Annotated in this window: 14 protein-coding genes and 1 pseudogene; 13 read left to right on the top strand and 2 right to left on the bottom strand. The window is 60.3% G+C overall.

Annotation, left to right across the window (positions count from 1 at the left end; translation table 11 throughout):
• Positions 1 to 212 precede the first annotated feature (212 nt).
• From OKW39_RS24060 to OKW39_RS24000, 13 genes and pseudogenes are all read left to right on the top strand, one after another.
• Positions 213 to 1,625 carry a fatty acyl-AMP ligase gene (locus OKW39_RS24060; RefSeq protein ID WP_429563881.1) on the top strand — a complete coding sequence of 471 codons (1,413 nt, stop codon included), beginning with the start codon at positions 213 to 215 and terminating at the stop codon, positions 1,623 to 1,625.
• 79 nt (positions 1,626 to 1,704) lie between these two features.
• The gene (locus tag OKW39_RS24055; RefSeq protein WP_429562555.1) at positions 1,705 to 2,934 is read left to right on the top strand and encodes an ISL3 family transposase; all 1,230 of its coding nucleotides are present in this window, start codon (positions 1,705 to 1,707) and stop codon (positions 2,932 to 2,934) included.
• Between the two features lie 38 nt (positions 2,935 to 2,972).
• Positions 2,973 to 3,296, top strand: a complete 324-nt coding sequence (locus OKW39_RS24050; protein WP_429564262.1) for a hypothetical protein — start codon at positions 2,973 to 2,975, stop codon at positions 3,294 to 3,296.
• 15 nt (positions 3,297 to 3,311) lie between these two features.
• A complete protein-coding gene (locus tag OKW39_RS24045; protein ID WP_429332414.1) occupies positions 3,312 to 4,238 on the top strand; it encodes an acyl-CoA desaturase in 927 nt (308 codons plus the stop codon).
• 8 nt (positions 4,239 to 4,246) lie between these two features.
• Positions 4,247 to 4,549, top strand: coding sequence for an acyl carrier protein (locus OKW39_RS24040; RefSeq protein WP_184011839.1), 303 nt, complete (start codon positions 4,247 to 4,249; stop codon positions 4,547 to 4,549).
• Positions 4,542 to 5,438, top strand: a complete 897-nt coding sequence (locus tag OKW39_RS24035) for a class I SAM-dependent methyltransferase (RefSeq protein ID WP_429332415.1) — start codon at positions 4,542 to 4,544, stop codon at positions 5,436 to 5,438. The genes OKW39_RS24040 and OKW39_RS24035 overlap by 8 nt, the downstream gene beginning before the upstream one ends.
• A 5-nt stretch (positions 5,439 to 5,443) precedes the next feature.
• Positions 5,444 to 6,151 (top strand): 4'-phosphopantetheinyl transferase family protein, encoded by a 708-nt coding sequence (locus OKW39_RS24030; RefSeq protein WP_429563880.1) that lies wholly within the window; start codon positions 5,444 to 5,446, stop codon positions 6,149 to 6,151.
• Positions 6,151 to 6,990 (top strand): alpha/beta hydrolase, encoded by an 840-nt coding sequence (locus tag OKW39_RS24025; RefSeq protein ID WP_429332417.1) that lies wholly within the window; start codon positions 6,151 to 6,153, stop codon positions 6,988 to 6,990. Before OKW39_RS24030 ends, OKW39_RS24025 begins: the two co-directional genes overlap by 1 nt.
• Before the next feature lie 16 nt (positions 6,991 to 7,006).
• The gene (locus OKW39_RS24020; protein ID WP_184052544.1) at positions 7,007 to 7,426 is read left to right on the top strand and encodes a hypothetical protein; all 420 of its coding nucleotides are present in this window, start codon (positions 7,007 to 7,009) and stop codon (positions 7,424 to 7,426) included.
• Positions 7,423 to 8,376, top strand: coding sequence for a fatty acid desaturase (locus OKW39_RS24015; protein ID WP_429332418.1), 954 nt, complete (start codon positions 7,423 to 7,425; stop codon positions 8,374 to 8,376). Before OKW39_RS24020 ends, OKW39_RS24015 begins: the two co-directional genes overlap by 4 nt.
• 175 nt (positions 8,377 to 8,551) lie before the next feature.
• A pseudogene (locus tag OKW39_RS24010) lies at positions 8,552 to 9,256 on the top strand (Tn3 family transposase); the annotation flags it as partial.
• A gap of 351 nt (positions 9,257 to 9,607) precedes the next feature.
• Positions 9,608 to 10,255, top strand: coding sequence for a response regulator (locus tag OKW39_RS24005; RefSeq protein ID WP_090811511.1), 648 nt, complete (start codon positions 9,608 to 9,610; stop codon positions 10,253 to 10,255).
• 142 nt (positions 10,256 to 10,397) lie between these two features.
• Positions 10,398 to 11,429: an Acg family FMN-binding oxidoreductase gene (locus tag OKW39_RS24000; RefSeq protein ID WP_429563879.1), complete on the top strand. Its 1,032-nt coding sequence runs from the start codon at positions 10,398 to 10,400 to the stop codon at positions 11,427 to 11,429.
• Positions 11,430 to 11,680: 251 nt separating this feature from the next.
• Here the strand turns inward: OKW39_RS24000 and OKW39_RS23995 are convergent, their stop codons facing one another.
• Both OKW39_RS23995 and OKW39_RS23990 read right to left on the bottom strand, forming a co-directional pair.
• Complete coding sequence (locus tag OKW39_RS23995; protein WP_429563878.1) at positions 11,681 to 12,244, bottom strand: zinc-binding dehydrogenase; 564 nt, start codon at positions 12,242 to 12,244, stop codon at positions 11,681 to 11,683.
• A gap of 316 nt (positions 12,245 to 12,560) precedes the next feature.
• On the bottom strand, positions 12,561 to 14,594 hold the full coding sequence (locus OKW39_RS23990) for an ATP-binding protein (protein WP_429563877.1): 2,034 nt from the start codon (positions 14,592 to 14,594) through the stop codon (positions 12,561 to 12,563).
• Positions 14,595 to 14,719: the final 125 nt, after the last annotated feature.

The following is a 14,719-nucleotide window of genomic DNA, read 5'->3' as shown; positions in this document are numbered from 1 at the left end:
TGCCGCGGACAGGGTTTTCAGCTGCCCGGTCCAAATAAAGAGATAACAAAAGTCCCTCTGGCCTCGTTATCATTCGCCCTCCGCATTTCGTCTGACAAACAATTTGATGTGGGTGTTGCTGGGAGACGACCGACGACAGAGGTCTGTGGCCGTCTCATCGGCTATGGCTCCCAATTTCAAAATTATTTCACCCTAACATTAGTGGGTTGCCGGTGAACTTGAAACAGCTTGTTGAACAGAGAGCCGTCGAAGCCTCCGGCAAAATTGGATACCGGTTTTTGCCCAATGACCGAGACGAACTCTGCCTGACTTATGGACAGCTGTTTCGCCGCGTGCAGCAATTGGCGTCAGATATAAAATGCCACATTCCGGCTGGTCAGCGCGTATTGCTAATCTACCCTGCGGGCCTCGAGTTCATTTGCGCCTTCTACGCCTGCGTCTTGGCGGATGTGGTTGCCGTGCCGCTGCCGCTGCCGAAGGCGGACGACAAAATGCAACGGCTCGCGCATGTCATCCGCGACTGCGCGCCAGCGGCCATATTGTCCCAAACGGCGACTCTTGATCAAGTTCGCGCGTTACTTCCTGATCCGATGCAGGCAACCGTTGTCGCCACGGATATCGCATTTGAATGCGAGCAGACAATTGTCTCGCCGTGTAAAGCAGATCTTGAGGTCGCATTTCTGCAATACACATCAGGCAGCACCGGAAATCCGAAAGGCGTTATTGTCAGTCATGACAACCTGCTCGCCAATCTGAAGCAGATCGAACGCGCGTTCGGTCATACGCGCGATAGCTCGGGCGTTATCTGGTTGCCGCACTATCACGACATGGGATTGATCGGCGGCATACTGCAGCCGCTTTTCGTCGGTTTCCCTGTCACGCTGTTCAGCCCCATTTCATTCGTCCAGCGTCCTTTGCGATGGCTTCAGGCCATTCACAAATACCGTTCAACGACGAGTGGGGGGCCGAATTTTGCCTATGACCTCTGTCTCGCTAAGGCGGACAGCGCCAAGAGCTTGGGACTGGATTTGAGTAGTTGGGCTGTCGCCTTCATCGGAGCCGAACCGGTCAAGGCCGACACTCTGGATACATTCGCAGCTGCCTTTTCCGATGCTGGCTTCAGGCGATCCGCCTTCGTGCCCTGCTATGGACTAGCAGAAGCGACGTTATTGGTCGCCTCGGCGAATCGAGAGCGGCCCGCAGAGATCATCGAACCCACCGACGCCCGTATTTCCCGCACGCAGAGGTTCGCGCTTACCGCGAAAGATAGTCTTGTTTCGTCCGGCGTTGCGGCGGAGGGCACCGATGTGCGTATTGCACGTATCGACTCGGACGATCTGAGCGAGGACGGAGAGGTCGGTGAAATCGTAGTCCGGAGCCCCAGTGTTTCAAGTGGTTACTGGAACCGACGTACCGATGCGCCGCACGGGGGTCATCCACTCTCTATCCGCACCGGCGATTTGGGATTCCTGCTGGACTCCCAGCTTTTTGTCACGGGCCGATTGGTCGATCTGATCGTCATCAGAGGCAGAAACATTTTCCCGGAAGATATGCCTCTTTCAAAATCCGAGTGGCTGGTTTGGCGGGTCAAGTACGGGCGTCAGCCCGGCGAAGCGAATACTTGACGCGCGTTGAAGAAGTAAGCTGGGACAGGGCTGGTTGCGGCAGAATGCGGCAACCAGCCCTGCAAGACAACGTGAACCGATGAACCAGACCCAACTGTTTGAAGCCGCCTTGGGGATCAAGGCGCCGTGGTACGTGCAAGGCGTCGATTTCGATGCCGCGCGGCGTGAGCTGACCATTGCCGTGGACTTTGTCGCGGGTACGCGCTTTCCATATCCCGGTGTGGCGGGCGAACACCCGGCTCACGACACCCAGATCAAGCGGCTGCGGCACCTCAACTTCTTTCAACATGAGTGCTATCTGGAGGTCCGGGTGCCGCGGGTACGTCTGCCGGACGGCTCGGTGCGCCTGATCGAACCCGACTGGATGGGCAAGCTGGACGGCTTTACGCTGCTGTTTGAAGCACTCGTGCTGGCGCTGTGCCGGGAGATGACATTTGCCGCGGTGGCACGCGTGGTGAACCTGTCGTGGCATCGGGTGAAAGCCATCTGTGACCGTTACGTGGACCTGGCCGTGGCCGCGACTGACCTGTCCGAAGTCACTGCGGTGGCTATTGACGAGACTTCGTGCCGGCGTGGCCACGACTATGTTTCGCTGGTCGCCGACATGGACGGGCGGCGTGTGGTCTTCGTCACGCCAGGCAAAGATGCCGGCGTTGTCGAACGCTTTGCCCGGCACCTGGAGGAACACAACGCAACGCCTGCGCAGATCGAGTCGGTCAGCATCGACATGTCGCCCGCCTTCATCAAGGGCGTCGAGGAGCATCTGCCCGATGCGCGGGTGACCTTCGACAAGTTTCACGTCGTCGCGCACGCGTCCAAAGCGCTTGATGGCGTGCGCCGCGCGCAGCAGAAAACCGATCCGTCGCTGAAGGGTATGCGCTGGTCGCTGCTCAAGGATGCCGGGAAGCTCGATCTCGCACAACTGACCGATCTCGAGGCCCTGATCAGCCAGTACACCACCAACCGCACCGCGCGTGCGTGGATGTACCGCGAGCAGCTGCGCGAGATTCTCGATCGCAAACAGATCCACGTCGTCTCCAAAATGCTTCGCCGGTGGTGCGGCAACGTCATGCGCTCGAAAGTCGAACCCATGAAGGACGTCGCGCGCATGATCCGTCGTCATTTCGACGGCATCATCGCGTGGGCGCAGACGCGTCAGACCAACGGATTCATCGAAGCGATCAACGGCCTGTTTCAGGCCGCCAAACGCAAGGCACGGGGATACGCCAGCTTCAAGACCATGCGCACCGTGCTGTTTCTCATCGCGGGCAAGCTCGACTTCTCAGCACTCAATCCGCATGCCTCGTGAGCCGCATTACCCACTGAGTTTTTAAAAGAGCCGAAGATATTGAGGCGACCGCCGAACAGGCCGAGCAGAGGCTCGCTCACGAATGCGCAGTGGCCTTTTGCGTCGAAGGCGATTCGGGCGAGGAAGTGGTGTTGGTGCAGGAAATCAGCGCCCGGACCTTGCGTTCCGTGGACTTGCGCGAGACACGAGAGCTCGTTTCGCACTTGGTTCTACAACACCACGGCGTCTGCCTGTCGGATTTTGTCCCTGTGAAGACTGGAAGCCTTGCGCGCACAAGCAGCGGAAAGATCAGCCGCTCCGCAACTCGGCAGTTGTACATGGCCAGAAAGCTTCGACCATTGACAACGTCAAAACTCGACTGAGGGAAATCAAAGATCATGGCGAAGATACTCATCGACAACCCCGTTCTGGCGCGCTCACAGCAACGTGTCGCGTTGATGACGGTCACCGTGCCGATGCTTGGCGCGGCTGCGGCTCTCTACTGGGCATTAACGCGCGGAATCAGCGTTACTACCGTCGCTGTCTGCGTTCCACTCTATCTACTGACTACAGCCGGATTGACGGTCGGATTCCACCGTCTGTTCACTCACAAGTCGTTCAAGCCGAACGTGCTCGTCAAAGCCGTACTGGCGATACTGGGCATGATGGCTGCGCAAGGTCCGTTGCTATTCTGGGTCGCAAGTCACCGCCGCCATCACGCGTTCAGCGATACCAGGGACGATTGCCACTCCCCCTGTACGCACGGCGCCGGGCTCTCGGGAACGATCAGGGGACTGTGGCATGCGCACTTCGGATGGATGCTTAAGACGGAGGTGACCAATGTCCCGATGTTTGCAAGGGACATATTGCAGGACGACCTGGTCATGTTGCTGAACCGCTACTACCTTCTGTGGGTCTTGCTTGGCTTGGCGATACCGGCTGGCGTGGGAGCGATCAGCCCCGGCGGTTGGGAAGGCGCCATGGAGGGCATTCTCTGGGGTGGGCTGTTCAGGATTTGCTTCGTTCATCAGATCACTTGGGGCTTGAACTCCCTCAATCACGTGTTCGGGCGCCGCAGGTACAAGAGCGAAGACAACAGCCGCAACATCGGCTGGCTCGCGCTGATCACGATGGGCGAAGGCTGGCATAACAATCATCATGCGTACCCTGGTTCGGCACGGTTTGGACACGCATGGTGGGAGCTGGATATCGGCTACGGCTTGATTCGCTTGCTCCAGCTCTGCGGCCTGTGTACCGACGTCTGTCTGCCCGATCGCAATGCACTAGCAAAAAAGCAAGCCGCCTCCTTTTCAAACGTCAACTAAGATTTGCTATGCACGATACCAACGCATCCATCGGACCAGCTATTCCGAACGAGAGCATCACGCAAGCCCAGTTGGAAGAATGGTTTGTGTCATATATCGCCGACCTGCGCGGCATGAAACGGGAGAAGATTTCCCGCACAGTTGTCCTGAGCAAGTACGGCCTCGATTCGGCCTCGGCGGTCGCGTTGAGCGGAGACTTGATGGATTGGCTGAAGTGCGACGTTGATCCCACGTTGCTTTACGAGTATCCGACGATCGAAAAAGCGGCCGCTTACCTAATGGAACGACATTCGGAGGCTCGCCGTGGCTGACAACCTGTGCTCCATTGTCCCGTCTTCTGCGGGCGCCTCCGAGCAAGCCATCCAAGCCCACTATGACGTCAGCAACGATTTCTATGCGCTGTGGCTTGATTCATCGATGGCGTATTCCTGCGCGCTGTGGGACGACGAAGACGCCGGCGACACGCTGCATCTCGCCCAATTGCGCAAGTTCGACTATCACCTGAGTGAAGCGCAAGCCCACGGCAGGGCGCGTTTACTGGACGTCGGATCGGGCTGGGGGGCACTGCTCGAACGCGCCGTCACGCATTACGGCGTTGGACACGCGGTCGGCCTGACACTGAGCCGTGCGCAGGCGGATTGGGTTGCTCAGTCGGCGTCCGAGCGTGTGTCGGTGCTGCTGGAGAGTTGGGCCGATCATGCGCCCGAGGCGTCCTACGACGCAATCGTCTCGATCGGCGCCTTCGAGCACTTCGCCAAAATCGGGCTACCCAAGGCCCAAAAAATCGAAGCGTACCGACGCTTCTTCAAGTGGTGCCACGAACACGCGAGCGACAACTGCACGCTGTCCCTGCAGTCCATCGTTTATGAAAACTACGACGAGCAAAATCCGAATCCGTTTGTCGAAGAGATATTTCCGGAATCTGAGCTTCCGCGCCTGTCGGAAATCCTGGCTGCGTGCGAGGGCCTGTTTGAAGTCACCCGGATGCGCAATGATCGGCACCACTACGCAAGAACGCTGCAGGTGTGGTACGCGAACCTGCGCAAGCACCGCGACGAGGCGATTGCGCAGGTCGGCGAAGCGGTCTACAAGAAGTACGAAAAGTATCTGGGCATATTTGTCGTGGGATTTCACACGGGAACAGTCAATCTCGCTCGCCTGACCGCGCGCAAGATCGCGTCCCCGAGCGTGGCACGATAGCTGCGATGAAATGCCATTCATCACTCGGTCCTATGCGGCCCGGGCACGTCCATGTCTGGGTCGTCCCGCTGCGCGGCCGCATTCTTCCGGGAATGTTCAGGGATGGCCTGACGCATAGCGAGCGACGGACAGCGCGCAGCTACGTGGATGCCGCTGCCCGGACCGGATATCTTGCGTCCCGCTTCGCCGGTCGAAAGCTGGCATCGCACTATACCGGCGAGCGGGGGCGCGATATCGAACTGCGCAAGAACGCAACGGGCCAGCCACGGCTGGTACGACCGCGCGGAAAACGCCGTTACCCCGTTCATGTCAGCGTTTCACATTGCGTGCACAGCGTGGCGCTGGCGTTTTCCCGCACCGCGCGCATTGGCGTCGATATCGATTCGATCAGAGATTCACCTGCCTTCTCGTTGGCGTTGACTCGTCATTTCCAGGCGTCAGAACGTGCGCTGACTTCGCCGCTTCAAGTCTGGGAGTGCTGGACGCGCAAAGAGGCGCTCCTGAAAGCGCTCGGAACCGGGCTTCAAGGGCTGGCGACGCTACCGCCCCTTCCTTCCGACGAGAACATTGTGCATGTGGAACATGCTCGTTGGCTCGTGGTTTCGCTGCCTCCCCCGACCAACTGCGCGCTGGCCTGCGCTGCGGAAGGCGGCCCTTGGAACGTGACGCTGTTCACGCTGGACTCATTCACCAGGTTTCTTCGGAGACGCTAATGCAACTCAAATTCTTCCGATTGCTTTTCGCTCTTCTCGACGCGCTTTCTCCGCGCTTAGCCGCGCGCTTGGCTGTTTCCGTCTTCTACACGCCGCGACGTTATCCAGCAGCGAAGTGGGAGAGTACGGCGAGCGCATCTGGCAAGCCGGATAGTCTCCGGTTCGACGGCGAACATCTGGACGCCACGATCTGGGAAGGCAAAGGTCCCACAGTGCTACTGGTTCACGGCTGGCAAGGACGGCGCGGCCAGCTCGGAAAAATCGCACTCGAACTGCTAGATAGGGGCTACCGGGTCGTGACTTTCGACGGGCCGGCGCATGGCTCGTCAGCCAAGAAGCGGACGACCCTAGTCGAATTTTCCGAGGCCGTCGAGCACGCAGCCCGCCAATACGGTCCGCTTCATGGCATCGTCGGACATTCGTTCGGCGCGGCAGCCGTTGCGATCGCCATGCGAAAAGGCGTTCAGGCGCAGCGGGCCGTGCTGATCTCGTGCCCGTTTTCGCTGCGGCACGTGGTTGGCGGCTTTGCCCGATTCGTCCGCTTGCCGGGGCGCTCGCACGAGAAGATGTACCCGATTATGCAAGGCCTCCATCACTGCGCGGAGACCGAACTGTCCTTCGATACTATTGGCCCCGACTTGCGGACGCCCTGCCTGCTGATCCACGATGAATCCGACAAGTACATCCCCATCACCGATGGCGAGAAAGTCACACGCAGCATCGCCGGTGCCGAGTTGGTCCGCACCCGAACCTTGGGACATATGCGCATTTTGCAGGACGAGCGTGTCGTGCAACGGGTCGCCGATTTTGTCGCCCAGCCGGTCTGCCAAACTTCGTGACAGTCTAGGCGACTCGATGACAATAACTCAATCGGAACAGATCTACCTGAGCTCGGGTCTGGTGCTTTTTTGCGCAGGCACGCTGCTGGGCATTCCCCACGGGCGCTCGAAACGCCGGGGTGACGCAAAGAACACCGAGCTTTGGCGAATCGCGCATCTGTCCACCTGTGTCGGTGGCGTTTCCGTGCTTGCGTTGGCGATGGCGCTACCACGGCTTTTCGGCGGCAACGCCGGCTACATCTTGGCGCCGTTCGCCCTGTCGGCGTACTGCTTTTTCATCGCGTGCACGCTAAGCGGATGGCTCAACAAATCCTGGGATGACGACCGCAGTGAACCTGGCACCGCGCCAGTCTATTGGCTACAGATCGCTGCTTCGATCTTGTCCGTCATTGCCGTGTCCGTCACCTTACCCATGTTGATCTGGAGCGTGCTGTGACAAATGACACAACCTTCGATCATGGCGAAGTCATTGTCCTGCGTGGACGCGCTTATCTGGGACGTCTCGCCTACTTTGGGCTGACTATTGCACTCGTCCTGGCCGGCACCGGCGTTGCCATTCAACGCCTCGCCCTGTCGCCATGGGACGCGCTATACGTGTTACCGGTTGCGTTTATCGCCACCGCGCTCGGTGCGAACACGGGCTATCACATGTACTTCGTGCATCGGTCGTTCACGACAACGCCGTTCGTTCGCGGTTTTCTGGCCATGGTCGGCACGCTCCTTTGCCAAGACTCGATCGTGCAATGGGTAGCCAATCACAAGCGGCACCATCGTCATGTCGATATTCCTGGCAAAGATCCCCATACGCCTAGACGATTTGGCTGCGGGCGTGTGACGGTGCTAACCATCGGACTTTGGTGGGCGTCGATGGGATGGAAGTTCGACCGAGTGCTGACGGCAAAACGGTTCTATGCGAGCGACTTGCTGGACGACCCGCTCGTGCGCTGGTACGACAAGCACTTCGTTGCCCTGTCATATGGCGGCTTCGTTTTGCCGTTCCTACTCGGATGCATCCTTGGCGGGGTCGACCTCGGGGTGAAATGGTTTGCCTACTTCGGGGCACTACGCGTTTTTATCGGGTACTTCTTCACGGAATTTGTGGTCAATGGTCTGTGTCACGCAGTCGGATCCGCCAAATTCCGGACCGGGGGGGCGTCGACCAATTTGCCGTTCCTGTCTCCGCTGACCCTTGGCGCCACGCTGCATCACAATCATCATGCTTTTCCGCGTGTTCTGTCGCCGGCGATCGACCGCGAAATCGATCCGATGAAGCGATTCTACTGGCTGCTTCAGAGGCTGGGGATCATCGTCATCGCTTCCGGCCCGACGTCAGATCAAATTCAGGAAAAGCGCATTTCAATTGACAGATGCATCAAGAAACTCTGATGGCTTTGTTGCAGTAAGACTCAACGAGCGAGCGGAATAGATATGCGACGTACTTATATTGCGAGATCGTAGGATTTTTCAGCGGCGGACGAATGGGTCCGCGAGCACATTGCATCTGTCCTTATATCGAACGCCTTGACGAACTTCGCCGGCATCAACTTTACCTGCTGGCCCATCGCAAAGCGGTCCGGTCTTCGGTCTGTCGTACGTGGTGGGTATCAACCTGATGCCGCGCATGTGCAACATCAAGGATCTCGTGCTGTACAAGGCTGACCGGCGGCGCAAATACAAGCACATCGACAGCTTGTGCCGTCAGGCGATTGACTGGGCACTGATCGAACGTCACTGTACCGACATGATGCGCGTTGCAGTGTCGATCTAGGCAGGCAAGATGACGCCGTCGACGATCCTGCGCCGCCTAGGATCGGAGAGCACGAAAAACAAGCTCTACTTCGCATTCCGGGAGCTGGGGCGCGTGATCCGGACGCTGTTCCTGCTGAAATATCTCAATGAACCGGACCTGCGGCGCACGATTCACGCGGCGACCAACAAGAGCGAGCAGTTCAATGACTTCGCTCAATGGCTGATGTTCGGCGGCGATGGCGTGATCGCCGAAAACGTCCGACACGAGCAGCGCAAGGTGATCAAGTACAACTACCTCGTCGCGAACATGGTGATCCTGTACAACGTGCAGTGGATGTCGCGCAAGTTGAAGGAACTACAGCAGAAGGGGCATCCGGTCGATGCCGAGGTCCTCAAGGTGCTGTCGCCGTACCGGCGCGAGCACATCAACCGGTTCGGCGACTATCTGCTGGATCTCTTGCGCTCCGTCCCACCGCTCGATCCATCGATTGATTTTGCATTCAAATCAGCAGCTTAGATTGAGACGTGGCGGATTTTTAATGAATCCCGGCCAAGCCTCGTCCTTCCGCCTCGTTCAGGAAGCGCTGAATAAAGTCGCCGCCAGGCGAAGGCGAAACACGGCCGAAGTGACATCTCACACAAACGGCCCGACTGCCCGCCACGGATAGCGGATAATAGATCGTGAACGAGACGCCGATCGCGAGACGGTTTGAGCCAGCGGTCACGAAATACCGTTCGGATTGATCGGCGTGCGCGAACACGCGCCCATGCTCGGCGACTCCATCCAGATCGATACAGCGCAAAGCGCCGATTTCGCGATTGCGGTCAGGTTTCCCTGGCAATGGATGCAACCGGGAGAGATCACCCCATGATCAAGGTGTTGCTGGCCGACGACCACACGCTCGTACGCGACGGACTGCGCCATATCCTGCAGCAGGCGAGCGGCTTCGAAGTGGCCGGCGAAGCTTGCGACAGCGCGACGACGATCGCGCTGATTCGCGCGACGCAGGCCCACGTGCTCGTGCTCGACCTGTCGATGCCGGGGCGCAATGGCATTGAACTGATCAAGCAGATCAAGGAGGAAAAACCCGGCCTGCGGATTCTGGTGCTGACGATGCACGCCGAGCAGCAATACGCGGTGCGCGCGTTCAAGGCGGGCGCGTCCGGCTATCTGACCAAGGAAAGCGCGAGCGCGGAACTGGTCGGCGCGGTGACGAAAGTCGCGTCAGGGGGCGTTTATGTCAGCCTCGCGATGGCCGAACGCTTTGCCCAGAACCTGAACGAGCCTGCCGACGCGCTGCCGCACCAGCGGCTGTCCGATCGCGAATTCGACGTGTTCCGGCGCCTGGTCGAAGGCGAGAGCATCACCGAGATCGCCAACGAACTATGCGTCAGCGTGAAGACGATCAGCACGCACAAGACGCGCATCCTCGAAAAAATGCAGATGCCGAACGAGAACGGACTGGTTCGCTATGCGATCCGCCATAAGCTGTTCGACGACGGAAACGACCTGTAGCGCTTCTGCGCTGCGAGACCCGCTCAAAGCGTACGCGAGACATCTGAAACGTCGACCTGCCACAAACCTGCCACGGTACCCGGCGACACGATGACGACACGAACCGCGTGCTCGCGGGAACGATCCGAAAGGAGACTTCGAGATGAACGATGCCGCCCAACATGACGCGTGGGAAATCGGCGAACCGCACTTCCACGCCTCCACGCCACTGGAACAGCAGCTGCGCTTTGCGCTGCATTATGCGGTGCTCGCGCCGTCGAATCACAACACGCAACCGTGGCGGTTCATCGTCGACGGCGAGACCGTACAGATCTGCGCCGACCGCATGCGCGCGCTTCCCGTGGTCGATCCTTTCGATCGCGAACTTCTGATGAGCTGCGGCGCGGCGTTGCTCAATCTTCGCGTGGCGCTGTGCCGTCTCGGTCTCGCTTATGCGATCACGCTGTTTCCATCGGAAGCCGACCCCGACATCGTGGCGCTCGTGCGCGTGTCGCGCGACGGGGCTCGCGATCCCCACCTGCGCGAACTCTTCGACGCGCTGACGGCGCGCGTGACGACGCGTGCGCCGTTCGCCGACGAAGCCGTTCCGGCCGCACTGCAACGCAAGCTCAGCGACGCCTGCGACGACGAGGGCGCGATTGCCTGTTGCGTGGAGCAAACGACCGCACGCGAGGCGCTTGCGCAACTGATCGCCGACGCCGATCACGCGCAGTTCGCGGACCCACGCTTCCGTCGCGAGCTCGCCAGCTGGATCCACCCGCGCCGGCGCGACGATGGCATGCCGGCTTACGGTACCGCTGTCGGAGCATTGCTCGACTTCGCGGCGCCGCTCGTCAGCCTGGCCGTCCGCGTATTCGATGTGGGCGCGGGACAGCCCGCTACGCATCAGCACCTCGTGCAAGGCTCGCCGCTGATGGTCGGCATCGCCACGATGCGCGACGACCGCGAGGCATGGCTCGCGGCGGGACAGGCGCTCGAGCGGATGCTGCTGGTCGCGGCATCCGCGGGACTGACCGCTTCCTACCTGAACCAGCCGATCGAAGTGGACCCGCTGCGCGAGCGGCTCCGGACGCTGCTGGGAACGGAGGCGATTCCGCAGCTTCTGCTCCGCGTCGGCCGCGGCCCGCGCGTCAGTCATGCGCCGAGGCGGCCGCTGGCCGATGTGGTGTCCTGACACGCGTGAGTCCGGGCACGCGTGGAAACGGTACCGATGGGCCCGTGATGAAGGTCGCGCGACAGCCAGACCAACGCCGGCATGCGCGATCCGACCGAAGAATCGCCATGTCATGCGCTACCCCAATGCCGCCACATGCTGCATGAACTGGACCTCAGCACTTCGCGATGGCCGCGCTTGAGCGAACGCGGCCAGCAACGATATCAAGCGGAAAAGCAGCGCGTTGCCTCACCTCAATGTCGGTTCGCGGGCTACACCGTTACCACGATCTTTCCGAACTGCCCGTTGGTTTCGAGGTAGCGGTGCGCGTCGACGATCTCGTCGAACCCAAAGGTGCGATCGATGACCGGCTTCAGCGAGCCGCTTTCGAGCCCCTTGAGCACGAACTCCACCGCAGCCTTTCGGCGCGTCGGGTCGCCACTCGTCAGCCAGATGTTGTGCGCCTTCACGGAAATCATTTTGGCGATCATCGGCAGCACGGGCAGCGTCGTGGCACGTTCGTCTAGCGCGCCGTACAGATATGCGACCCCCTGGAAGGACAGCGCCCAGACCAGTTTCGCGAAGTTCGGGCCGCCGACCGGATCGAAAGCGACGCGAGCCCCCTTTCCATCCGTGATCCGCATGATCGCTTCGACAAGGTCCGACTCGTCCGTGACGACCACGTGTGCGGCACCCGCGTCGAGCAACTGCTGTCGCTTGCCGGCATGGCGCGTGACCGCGATCGACGTCGCCCCCGCGTAATTCGCTAGCTGGATCGCTGCCAGTCCAACGCTGCTCGAAGCGGCCGGTATGACGACATAGTCGCCGGCGCCCACCTTCGCATCTTCGATCAGCGCGCCTTATGCGGTGACGAACATCATCCACACCGACGCGGCCTCGGCGAAGGAAAGAGATTTCGGGTGCCTGACGACTGCATGGTCCGGCACGATGATGACTTCGCCCTAGGTGAAGTACTGATTCATCAAGAACGACGGGATCACATTGACCTCGTCTCCGGGCGCGAAACCGCCGACGCCCTCGCCCACCACGCCGTTCCCGGGAGGGAATTCGACTGATAAGCGGGGAAATCCTAACAGTGCTTTTCGTCGTCGCCCCAGAACGCCGCCTCGCACAAAGAGGGGCGATTGAAAACTACGCGGTGGACGGATTTTCGCTGGTCATTCGCCTGATGATCGCAAGCAGTTCTTCGATATCGACGGGTTTGACGAGATGACTATCACACCCCGCTCCCGCTGAGCGAGTCACGTCCTCAGGCTGTCCGTATCCGGACACGGCGACGATTTCAAGGCGCTTGCCGGCCGCCTGACGATCCCTCAGCCGACGCGCAACCTCATAGCCGCTGATTCCCGGCAGACCAAGATCAAGGAAAACGATCTGCGGCTCGAAGGCAGCGGCAATCTGAAGCGCTTCTTCCCCGCTGTGTGCGGTGCGCACATCGTGCGCGTCGAGAATCATTGCGAGCGACAGCGCGGCATCGCTGTTATCGTCGACGATCAGAACACGCAATGGGTCGGACGGCGGTCGACCTGCTTCGGCACCGTCCTTAGCCTGCTGGTTGCTGCCCTGGCAAACGGGTAGACGTATTTCGAATTCACTGCCTCTGTTCTTGCCTTCGCTCCTGGCGATAATGGTCCCGCCGTGCATCTCGGTCAGCGTCTTGCACACCGAGAGCCCGATCCCGAGACCGCCCCTGGACGGCTCGCCGTGGCAGGAACCCTGTACGAACAGATCGAACACGTGAGGCAGTGCGTCGCGCGAAATACCCGTGCCCGTGTCCGACACGGTAACGGATACCTCCTGACCGACGAGCGTCGCGCATACGACGATCCGGCCGCCCTCGTCGGTGTATTTGATCGCGTTATCCAGCAGATTGGAAAATGTCTGGGTGATCCGCGCCGGGTCACCGTGGACGTACACGGGGTGCGCGAGCGGCAGACGCACGATGTCGTGATGCCGCTGCAACGCAGCCGGCATCGTGATCTCGAGAGCGTGGTCGAGTGCCAGCCTGATATCGAAGACCTCGCGCTTCAACTCGATCTTGCCGGTGGTGATCCTCGATACATCGAGCAGGTCGTCGATCAGATGCGACAGGTGGCCGGTCTGGCGTTCGATCACATTGCGCAGCCATTCACGTTTGGCGGGATCGGCTCCCGCGCCGTGGCCCAGCAGATGCGCGGCGTTACGCACGGGCGCCAACGGGTTGCGCAGCTCGTGCGCGAGCGTGGCCAGAAAGATGTCCTTGCGGCGATCGGCGTCCTGCAATTTCGCCTCCGCGTCGGTCCGCTCCGTCACGTCGCACAAGCTGCCAATGAACGTGTAATCGTCCTGCTGAACGGGCGGACGCAGATACCCGAACATTTCGACGGTCCTGAGCGCGCGGTCGGTGACGCGGTGCAGCCGGAACGCGACATGCACCGGCTCGCCGGAGACCAGCCGGGACTGAAAATGGCATTTCAGCAGTTCGACATCGTCGGGATGAACGACCGACGTTATGAACTCGGTTTCCGTCAACGGTCCCCTCTCCTCGGGCTGCCCGGTGATTTCGTACATCTGGCGGTTTTCCCACACGCCTTGTCGCGAGGCGCCACACCACTCGAAGATGCCGATGCCGGCCGCGCTCGTGGCGACACGCAGCCGCTCCTCGGTGAGCTTCAGCGCGGTCAGCGCCGTGTGCAGGCTGTCCTGCGCCGCCGCCACCTCGGCCGCCTGACGTTGCATTTGCGCCTCGATGGCGTTTTCGATCATCGCGCGAAACGTGCGCTCGACGATGTCATGTGCCCGTATGTGAACGTCGACGGAAGCCGCAACCGGACCGAAATACGCGCGGATCTCGTCTTTCAGAAAGCGCTGCATCAGATCGATGTTGCGAAACAGATCCGTGACCCGCCAGCCCTCTGGCCAGAACCTGCCGGGATGCGCGACAGCCACATGCGCGGATAGTGACGCGTCGCTCTCGGCGACCAGCAGGGCAGCGCATACTTCGGCCAGCATATAGGCGAAGCAGTCCATGAGTCCCTGCCCGCTGTCCGCATCGGTGTGCGCGGCCTGCTCCGAGGTCTCGGCGATCCAGCGATGCATCAATTGCTCACGGGTACGCCCCAGCCTGCGCGCCAGCCCGTTTAGCGTGATCGCGCCTCGGGAATCCAGATCGAGATGCCGTTTCATCCAAGTACCCCCGGACGAAAGCTGTGAGCCCGCGATGCCGTCCCGGCACACCGGTTTGTGTCAGTCAACCTCTTTGTCATGGACCGTTTTAGTAGGTTACGCAGCGCGCGACTATAGCGACTATA

This window comes from Paraburkholderia sp. MM6662-R1 (genome assembly GCF_050436245.1).
Taxonomy (GTDB): domain Bacteria; phylum Pseudomonadota; class Gammaproteobacteria; order Burkholderiales; family Burkholderiaceae; genus Paraburkholderia; species Paraburkholderia tuberum.
This window is presented reverse-complemented; position numbering and strand designations above follow the sequence as displayed.

Excerpts from the sequence above, each read along its gene's own strand:
- OKW39_RS24055 (WP_429562555.1), top strand. The coding sequence starts at position 1,705 with ATGAACCAGACCCAACTGTTTGAAGCCGCCTTGGGGATCAAGGCGCCG.
- OKW39_RS24030 (WP_429563880.1), top strand. The coding sequence starts at position 5,444 with ATGAAATGCCATTCATCACTCGGTCCTATGCGGCCCGGGCACGTCCAT.
- OKW39_RS24025 (WP_429332417.1), top strand. The coding sequence starts at position 6,151 with ATGCAACTCAAATTCTTCCGATTGCTTTTCGCTCTTCTCGACGCGCTT.
- OKW39_RS23990 (WP_429563877.1), bottom strand. The coding sequence starts at position 14,594 with ATGAAACGGCATCTCGATCTGGATTCCCGAGGCGCGATCACGCTAAAC.
- OKW39_RS24045 (WP_429332414.1), top strand. The coding sequence starts at position 3,312 with ATGGCGAAGATACTCATCGACAACCCCGTTCTGGCGCGCTCACAGCAA.
- OKW39_RS24040 (WP_184011839.1), top strand. The coding sequence starts at position 4,247 with ATGCACGATACCAACGCATCCATCGGACCAGCTATTCCGAACGAGAGC.
- OKW39_RS24020 (WP_184052544.1), top strand. The coding sequence starts at position 7,007 with ATGACAATAACTCAATCGGAACAGATCTACCTGAGCTCGGGTCTGGTG.
- OKW39_RS24005 (WP_090811511.1), top strand. The coding sequence starts at position 9,608 with ATGATCAAGGTGTTGCTGGCCGACGACCACACGCTCGTACGCGACGGA.
- OKW39_RS24000 (WP_429563879.1), top strand. The coding sequence starts at position 10,398 with ATGAACGATGCCGCCCAACATGACGCGTGGGAAATCGGCGAACCGCAC.